Source organism: Corynebacterium sp., assembly GCF_030530965.1.
Classification (GTDB): domain Bacteria; phylum Actinomycetota; class Actinomycetes; order Mycobacteriales; family Mycobacteriaceae; genus Corynebacterium.
Genome location: NZ_JAUMTY010000019.1, coordinates 35,253 through 41,252 on the forward strand (window position 1 = coordinate 35,253; position 6,000 = coordinate 41,252).

Consider the following 6,000-nt stretch of genomic DNA (forward strand, 5'->3'; position numbering starts at 1 on the left):
GCGCTGTTGACGCTGATACAACGCCACATTGGCAATGTGACACGAGTCGCGGGTCTCCACCGGCCGCCGCGGCAGCAGACTGACGGTAGTTAGCCTGTTCAATTATGTGGCTGGCAGTTCCAGACAGACTTTCAAGGAGTCATGTTGTCTACTTTCCACCCGAAGAGCGGTGACATTACCCGTAAGTGGTACGTCATCGACGCCGCCGACGTGGTGCTCGGCCGCCTCGCTGTTGAGGCTGCTGACCTGCTGCGCGGCAAGCGTAAGCCGATTTTTGCACCGAACGTTGACTGTGGCGACCACGTCATCATCATCAACGCCGACAAGGTTCGCGTTTCCGCAAACAAGCGCGAGCGTGAGTTCCGTTACCGTCACTCCGGATACCCGGGTGGTCTGACCACCATGACCCTGGGTCGTTCGCTCGAGGTGCACCCGGAACGCGTCATCGAAGAAGCTATCGCCGGTATGATGCCGCACAACAAGCTTTCCCGCGCATCTATCAAGAAGCTTCACGTGTACGCAGGTAGCGAGCACCGTCACGCTGCCCAGAAGCCCGAGAACTACGAGATCAAGCAGGTGGCACAGTAGTGAGCGAGAACACCGAAAACCAGATTCAGGACGAGGCCAACGAGGCCGACTTCATCGCCGCTCAGGCAGCGAGCGAAGAGTTCGTTTCCACCATCGGCGATTCCGTCGCCACTGAGGTTGAAGAAGAAGCAGTTGCTGAACCCGAGCAGCGCGACTTCCCGATCCAGACCGTGGGGCGTCGTAAGCGCGCCGTTGTTCGCGTCGTTATGACCGCCGGCTCCGGCGAGTTCACTTGTAACGGTCGCGCCCTGGAAGACTACTTCCCGAACAAGCTGCACCAGCAGCTCATCAAGGCTCCTCTCACCCTCATTGAGCGTGAGGGCCAGTTCGACATCAAGGCGAACCTCAAGGGCGGTGGCCCCTCGGGTCAGGCCGGCGCTTTCCGCCTGGCGATTGCCCGTGCGCTGAACGCCTACAACCCGGCTGACCGCAGCGCCCTCAAGAAGGCTGGCTTCCTCACCCGCGATGCTCGCGAGGTTGAGCGCAAGAAGGCTGGTTTGCACAAAGCTCGTCGCGCTCCGCAGTACTCCAAGCGTTAAATATCGCTTTACCCGGCTTGTTCCGGGTTGCGTTCGACGCACACAACCCCTTGTCCTGCCACACAATTCGGCAGAGCAAGGGGTTTTCCTATATCTATATCGACGACGACGTACGCGCCGTTGGCTTAAATAGACCGCTTGGCTCGCTGGGCCAGCGCCGGCGACAGTGTGAAGCCAGCGCCTTCACACATCTCAGTCGCCGCTACCGACCGTGCACTGGCTGGCGGGCTTCTTCCCCTTCGGGAACGCCTGTGTCAGGGCGTCGGCAAAACGTCGACCTTTTTCCTTGGCACCCACGGTATTCGGATGGATCCCGTCGTCAATGAACCAGTCATCTTGAACCTCACCGGCCCAATCGTAAAGACGCAGGTTGGGGTACTCCTTGCACATCTTCCGCAGCGCCTCGTCGTAATGCTGCATACCCGAGTTAGCGTAGGCGGACTGGGCAGCGTTCACGGTCTTCACCGTCGGCCACAGCACGTGCTTTTCGTCTTTGACAATGTCCATAATCGTGCGGATACGGTCCTCTGCCGACGTCTGATTGCCAGCGGTGACATTAGCGGCGTCGTTCGTTCCAATCGCCATCACCCAGCACGCGTCTTTGTAGTGGTGGCTCTCCATGTTGGTGACGACTTCCGTGGCGTTCGGATCATCTTTATACCGCTCGATGACAGCCCGCGCGCCCTTGATGTCCAGGTACACATCCTTCGCGCCCACGCGCTTGTATTGCGCGCCCACACGGTCCGCCGGATCCGGCAGGTAGTCGGGCGAATTAAGCGCGATAGAGGTGGAATCGCCAATATGGATCACCGTTGAGCAGTCAATCCCAGTATTCCGCCCCTGAGCAGCGGCTTTACCGTTCTTATCGCCTGCCGACGCTGCGTCGGGGTTGTCGGCACCGTTTCCCTGCCGATTACCGTTGTCTCCGCCGACTTTGACAGCCCCGTCGGTACCACTGCCGCCGATCGCAGCCATCGGATCGTTGGACGACGAGCCATTAGACCCGTCGGCAAGAGCTTTAGGCAATCCGGCGGCGAGAATCGCGAGAAGGATGACCGAGGCAACCCCGGTGAGGACCGGCGGCGTCCCCCGTCGGCGAGAGACTGCCGGGCTCGCTGCGGTGCCGGAGGCGTTTTCCGACACGTGGCCTGACCACCACTTACGTGCCAGCGCAACAACTCCATGCCGGCGGATCGGGTCCTCGATCAATGTCCAGGACAGGGCAGCCAGAATGACAGATATCGCGGACAGTACAGGCCCAGCAATAATCAAGTGATTTTCGACGAACCCATCGGGCGCGAACGCAATCACAGGCATGTGCCAGAGGTAGATGCCGTAGGAGCGCTCGCCCAGCCAGCGCAGAGGCGGAAGACCAACGATGCGGGTCATCCACGAGTGCTCGTCGGCAAGGGGCAACAGTGCCGCAGCGGTGGCCAGGGCGAGAACTGCGAATCCTCCCTGGTAGAGCCACATGGCGTTATCGTCGGTACGAACCATCATGACAATGACGACGGCCAAGCCGGCCAGCCCGACGAGGTCAAGAAGATGTCGGGCGAGTGCGTTGGAACGCCAGGACCGTGAAGCTTGTGTGCTGTCGGATCCTGAAGCGTTGGAGGCGGCGACGCCGGGCTTCCACACGAAAGCCAGAGACGCACCAATCAGCAGCCCTAATGCGCGAGTATCCGTTCCTTCGTAAACGCGAGTGTGATCGACGCCGGGCTCGACCAAGTAAGCCATCCACGCGCCCGATATGGCAGCCAAAATCAAGCACGTAACAGCAGCGAAACCATGCGAATGCTTACGACGCTGCCACAGGAAAGTGATGGCGGTGAACACAAACGGCCACACGAGATAGAACTGCTCTTCCACCGCCAGCGACCACATGTGACTGAGCGGTTGCGGCCCACCAAACATGTCGAAGTACGAATCACCTGCGACGATTTCGTACCAGTTGTTGTAATAGAACAGCGCGGAAAGTGCTTCCCAGCCACGCTTCGCTAAACTCCCGTGGTCGAGGAACGCGGTGAGCATCATGACCGTAATCAATACGGTAATAACCGCTGGTAACAGCCGGCGGAAACGTCGAAGCCAGAATTGACCAAACTTAATACGACCATCACGGTCCCATTGCCTGACCAGGATCGACGTGATCAAATACCCCGACAGGGTGAAAAAGACGCCGACACCGAGTAGCCCTCCGTCGGAATACGGAACCGACAGGTGGTAGAGCAGAACAGCGATGACAGCGATGGCGCGGAGGCCGTCTAATCCAGGGAGATAGGTGGATTTTCCTACGGGGCGTGGCATACAACTTCCCGGTACGTCGATAAGTGAACAACAGGAGCAAGGCGGATCCGCAAGAGTACAGCGGCGCCGATGACATAGCGTATATCGTGGCGCGCGATAACGGGGAACTAGCTACATATCTAGTCACGGATATCGGGTTACCGGCTACATATTGGTAGTGGATCGACATCAAATCGAAATGGGCGGGCGGCATATCGCCCACCAACAGGCGACTTATCCACAGTTTGTGGGTGCACGCGTAGTTATCCACAGCCTGTTTTTGCACAGTGCGGTGTTATGGGACCTGTCCTATTAGACTGTTGGCTCAGTTATAAAGCATCCCGGGCGTAAGCGCTCCAACTCGGGCTGCCGGATTGCGGTAGCTAGGGTTGTGAAGCGCACACACCGAAACGCCAATGCTGAACAGTGGGAAAGGGTAGACCAGATGGGACGACGTTACTTCGGCACTGATGGTGTTCGTGGTCTTGCAAATAAGACGTTAACTGCGCCGTTGGCAATGAAGTTGGGGTCCGCTGCGGCGAAGGTGCTGACCGCCAACCGGAAGGGTGGCCGTCGGCCTGTCGCTGTTGTGGGGCGTGACCCGCGTGTGTCGGGGGAGATGTTGTCTGCCGCGTTGTCGGCAGGGATGGCAAGCCAGGGTGTCGACGTCCTCCGCGTGGGCGTCATTCCAACCCCTGCTGTGGCGTTTCTGACCGATGATTATGGCGCTGACATGGGCGTTGTCATTTCCGCAAGCCACAACCCTATGCCGGATAACGGAATCAAATTCTTCGCGGCGGGTGGGCTCAAACTTGACGACGCGGTCGAGGCGGAGATCGAAGCCACCATGTTGGAGTTGTCTGAGACTGGTCCGACGGGGGCGGGGATTGGTCGTATTGTCGAGGAATCTCCCGACGCTTTGGAGCGCTATTTGTTCCACCTCGCGGGGGCTGTGCCGACGCCCTTGGATGGAATTCGGGTCGTGGTGGATTGCGCTAATGGTGCTGCGTCGACGGCTGCGCCCATGGCGTATCAGGCCGCTGGCGCCGATGTCGTCCCCATTTTTAATAAACCCAACGCCTTCAACATCAATGAAAATTGCGGATCGACGCATATCGATGTTTTGCAACGCGCTGTGCTGGAACATCACGCTGACCTGGGGCTCGCGCACGATGGCGATGCAGACCGCTGTTTGGCCGTCGATTCCGAAGGCAATGTTGTCGACGGCGACCAGATCATGGCGATCCTCGCGATCGCGATGAAAGAAGGCGGGGAACTGAAAAAGTCGACCCTCGTCGCAACGGTGATGTCGAACCTTGGTCTCAAACTTGCGATGAAAGAACAGGGTATTGAGGTCCGGACGACGAAGGTCGGCGACCGCTATGTGCTCGCAGACCTGAATGCCGGTGATTACAGCCTGGGTGGTGAGCAGTCCGGACACATCGTCATCCCCGAACACGGGACGACGGGCGACGGGACACTCACCGGTCTGAGCGTGATGGCACGGATGGCTCAAACGGGGAAGACCTTGTCCGAGTTGGCGTCGGTGATGAGGGTTCTCCCGCAGACGTTGATCAATGTGCCGGTCACCGACAAAGCGGCCATTACCAATGACGAGGCTGTTCGGACGGCGATTACTGAGGCCGAGGAGGAGCTGGGCGAATCGGGTCGCGTGCTCTTGCGTCCATCTGGCACCGAGGAACTTTTCCGCGTGATGGTGGAGGCCGGCGACGGTGCCACGGCGCGGAAAATCGCTGGTCGGTTGGCTGCCGTGGTCGCAAGTGTGTAACTAGTGGACGCGCTGCGACCGTGTGATCTATAGCACTATGTGCGGATGATGTGAGGGGTGGGCGATGTCGCAGCTGTCTGGCATAATTTTGCGGTGGGGATCATGGCATCAGCCATGAAATAATCGCTACGAATTTCAGGGGGGATGTAATGGGGGAGCTTGTTGTCTCTGCACCAGAGGCGTCCGCGCGCTCGTCGTTGTATGCGAGTGCGGGGCAGGATGTCGAATCAGTGATCGTTGGCTCGCCAGTGCCATTTATGCCCGTGCATACCGGTTTTTCGTGGGTGCAGGAGGGGTTGGCTATTGCGGGTGAGCTGGACCAACTCCGGGAGTTGTCCCGTCGGGCGTGTGAGGTTGCCGCTGCTCAGGGGCTATCAGCGGATAGTGTTGTGTCCCAAATTGTCGGGGCCGATGATGCCAGTAGCGCTGCATTCGCGAACTTGGACCCTTCGGCGGAAGCGGTGGTGGTGCGATGAGCACCCTGTCCCAGCAAGTTGAGAGTGCGGCAGAGTATTCGGCAGCAAGCCATGCTCTCATGTTGGGAGCCGCTTTTTCCGGAGTGTTGTATCACCCGGTGGTGTCTGGGAACCAATTAAAGATTGATGTCATGCGCGCGTCGGGTGTGGAATGGGATCCTTTGCGGGAGAGTGCCGACACCTTACGGCGCATGATCCCGTATTTTATGGCCGTGCGCAGCAGTGGTGGCCGGGCATCTGATTCACTTGTCGACGTCGCTGAGGGGTTGATTAGCGAGGCGGTGGACAAGGTCGGCGAGTGGCTCATTTCTCTTGCCGACGG

The 6,000-nt window shown here is 59.0% G+C and carries 6 protein-coding genes; 5 read left to right on the top strand and 1 reads right to left on the bottom strand.

Annotated features, from left to right (window positions below; genetic code table 11):
* Positions 1-144: 144 nt before the first annotated feature.
* Positions 145-588: a 50S ribosomal protein L13 gene (gene rplM / locus Q3981_RS05320; RefSeq protein WP_041629580.1), complete on the top strand. Its 444-nt coding sequence runs from the start codon at positions 145-147 to the stop codon at positions 586-588.
* Positions 588-1,127 (top strand): 30S ribosomal protein S9, encoded by a 540-nt coding sequence (gene rpsI, locus Q3981_RS05325; RefSeq protein WP_012732358.1) that lies wholly within the window; start codon positions 588-590, stop codon positions 1,125-1,127. The genes rplM and rpsI overlap by 1 nt, the downstream gene beginning before the upstream one ends.
* Before the next feature lie 192 nt (positions 1,128-1,319).
* On the opposite strand, the gene Q3981_RS05330 is transcribed toward rpsI, so the two are convergent.
* On the bottom strand, positions 1,320-3,434 hold the full coding sequence (locus Q3981_RS05330) for an acyltransferase family protein (RefSeq protein ID WP_303124397.1): 2,115 nt from the start codon (positions 3,432-3,434) through the stop codon (positions 1,320-1,322).
* 424 nt (positions 3,435-3,858) lie between these two features.
* On the opposite strand from Q3981_RS05330, the gene glmM reads away from it, so the two are divergent.
* The 3 genes from glmM to Q3981_RS05345 form a co-directional block, all read left to right on the top strand.
* Positions 3,859-5,202, top strand: a complete 1,344-nt coding sequence (glmM, locus tag Q3981_RS05335; protein WP_046205094.1) for a phosphoglucosamine mutase — start codon at positions 3,859-3,861, stop codon at positions 5,200-5,202.
* Between the two features lie 149 nt (positions 5,203-5,351).
* The gene (locus tag Q3981_RS05340; protein WP_303124398.1) at positions 5,352-5,678 is read left to right on the top strand and encodes a hypothetical protein; all 327 of its coding nucleotides are present in this window, start codon (positions 5,352-5,354) and stop codon (positions 5,676-5,678) included.
* Positions 5,675-6,000 (top strand): hypothetical protein (locus Q3981_RS05345; RefSeq protein ID WP_303124399.1); only part of this gene is annotated, 326 nt, incomplete at its 3' end. The genes Q3981_RS05340 and Q3981_RS05345, both read left to right, overlap by 4 nt.

What these genes read in the sequence shown, in the direction of transcription:
- glmM (WP_046205094.1), top strand. Translation starts at nt 3,859, where the DNA reads ATGGGACGACGTTACTTCGGCACTGATGGTGTTCGTGGTCTTGCAAAT.
- Q3981_RS05330 (WP_303124397.1), bottom strand. Translation starts at nt 3,434, where the DNA reads ATGCCACGCCCCGTAGGAAAATCCACCTATCTCCCTGGATTAGACGGC.
- Q3981_RS05340 (WP_303124398.1), top strand. Translation starts at nt 5,352, where the DNA reads ATGGGGGAGCTTGTTGTCTCTGCACCAGAGGCGTCCGCGCGCTCGTCG.